This window comes from Kitasatospora nipponensis (assembly GCF_039528135.1).
Taxonomy (GTDB): Bacteria; Actinomycetota; Actinomycetes; order Streptomycetales; family Streptomycetaceae; genus Kitasatospora; species Kitasatospora nipponensis.
The window spans coordinates 1-2,310 of sequence record NZ_BAAALF010000387.1; the positions used below are offsets into that span (position 1 = coordinate 1).

Here is a 2,310-nt window from a genome sequence, read left to right on the forward strand (position 1 = left end):
TCGACGTCCTGCCGCTGACGGTCAACGGCAAGGTCGACCGCAAGGCCCTGCCCGCGCCCAAGCACACCGCCGGGACGGGTCGTGTCTCGATGACCCTGCAGGAGGACATCCTGTGCGGGGCGTTCGCGGAGATCCTCGGCCTGGAGAGCGTCGGGGTCGACGACGACTTCTTCGAGCTCGGCGGGCACTCGCTGCTGGCGACCCGGCTGGTCAGCCGGGTGCGTGCGGTGCTGGGCGCGGAGGTGCAGATCGCGGACGTCTTCGAGGCGCCGACAGTTGGCAAGCTCGCGGCCCGGTTGACGCAGGGCGGCTCGGCCCGTGCAGCCCTCGTGGCCGGCGAACGCCCCAGCCGCCTGCCGTTGTCCTTCGCGCAGCGTCGGCTGTGGTTCCTCGGCCAGCTGGAAGGCCCGAGCGCGACCTACAACCTTCCCGCCGTGCTGCGACTGTCCGGAGACGTGGACCGGACGGCTCTGGCGTCGGCACTTCGGGATGTCCTCGGGCGGCACGAGGTGCTGCGCACGGTCTTCCCGGTGGCTGACGAAGAGCCGCATCAGCTGATCGTGCCGCTCGACGAGCTGGCATGGGAGCTGCAGGTGACAGAGGTCGCGCCGGCCGAGCTGGCGGGTGCGGTCGCCACGGCGATGGCGTGCACGTTCGACCTGGCGGTCGAGGTGCCGATCCGGGCGTGGCTGTTCACCGTCGGGGCCGATGAGCAGGTGCTTGTCGTGACGGTCCATCACATCGCCGGTGACGGTTGGTCCATGGGGCCGCTGGCCCGGGACATCTCGCTCGCCTACGCCCAGCGGTGCAAGGGCTCGGTGCCGCAGTGGGCCCCGCTTCCCGTGCAGTACGCGGACTACGCGCTGTGGCAGCAGGAGCTGTTGGGTGACGAGCAGGACCCGGAGAGCCTGCTGTCGGGCCAGGTTGCTTACTGGCGTGAGGCGTTGGCGGGCGTTCCGGAGGAGCTGGAGCTGCCGTTCGACCGGCCGCGTCCTGAGGTCGCCAGCCACCGGGGTCACCGGGTCCCGCTGGAGGTCTCGGCGGAGGCGCACGCGCAGCTGGCGGCGCTGGCGCGGGCCGAGGGCGTGACGGTGTACATGGTGCTGCAGGCAGCGCTCGCGGTGCTGCTGTCCCGTCTGGGGGCGGGCAGCGACATCCCGATCGGAACGGCTGTCGCCGGCCGTACCGATGAGGCGCTGGACGATCTGGTCGGGTTCTTCGTGAACACGCTGGTGATGCGCACCGACCTGTCCGGGAACCCGAGCTTCGGCGAGGTGTTGTCCCGGGTGCGCCAGACCGGCCTGTCCGCGTTCGCCCACCAGGACGTGCCGTTCGAGAAGCTGGTGGAGCAGCTGGCGCCGACACGCTCGATGGGACGGCACCCGCTGTGCCAGGTGATGCTCACCGTGCAGAACACCGGGCGGGCGGCTCTCGAACTGCCCGGTGCGCGGACGGGGGCAGGGCCGACGGAGTTGTCGACCGACTGGTCGGTGGCGAAGTTCGACCTCGACGTGAGCGTCGGCGAGACCTTCGATGACGAGGGCCGGCCGGCGGGCTTGCGCGGTGCGCTGACGGTGTCGGCCGATCTGTTCGAGGTCGGGGCCGCCGCCAGGCTCGCTGGGTGCTGGGTGCGGATGGTGCAGGCAGTGGTCGCCGATCCGGAGCTGCACCTGAGCGAGGTGGCAGTACTCGACGAGGCTGAGCGCGAGCACGTCCTGACCCGGTGGAATGACACGTCCGTCGAGGTGCCGATCTCGACACTGCCCCAGCTGTTCGAGGCGCAGGTCGAGCGGACGCCGGGTGCGGTGGCCGTCGTGGGTGATGGCTTCGGCGTCAGCTACGCGGAGTTGGACGAGCGGGCGAACCGGCTGGCCCGGTTGCTGGTCGCTCGGGGAATCGGCCCGGAGTCGCTGGTCGCCATCGTGATGGAGCGTGGGATCGACCTCGTGATCGCGTTGCTCGGCGTCCTGAAGTCCGGGGGTGCGTACCTGCCGGTGGATCCCTCGTACCCGGCGGCGCGGATCGAGTTCATGCTGGCGGACGCCGATTCGGCGCTCGTGCTGACTTCGTCGACTTCGGCCGCAGTGATCCCTGATTCGGTGTCGGTGCCGCAGTTGCACATTGATCACCCATCAGTGGTGGCGGAGCTGACCCGCATGTACGGTCAGGTGCTGACGGATGCGGAGCGCTTGTCGGTGCTGCGACCTGAGCATCTGGCGTATGTGATTTATACGTCGGGTTCGACGGGTGTGCCGAAGGGTGTGGCGTTGGCGCATGCGGGTGCGGTGAACCTGGCGGCTGCGCAGGCGG

1 protein-coding gene is annotated in these 2,310 nt (G+C 70.0%); it reads left to right on the forward strand.

The annotated features are described in order from the left end of the window. Window positions 1-2,310, forward strand: a 2,310-nt coding sequence (locus ABD323_RS40470; protein WP_344447111.1) for a condensation domain-containing protein, incomplete at both ends; no start/stop codon positions are given.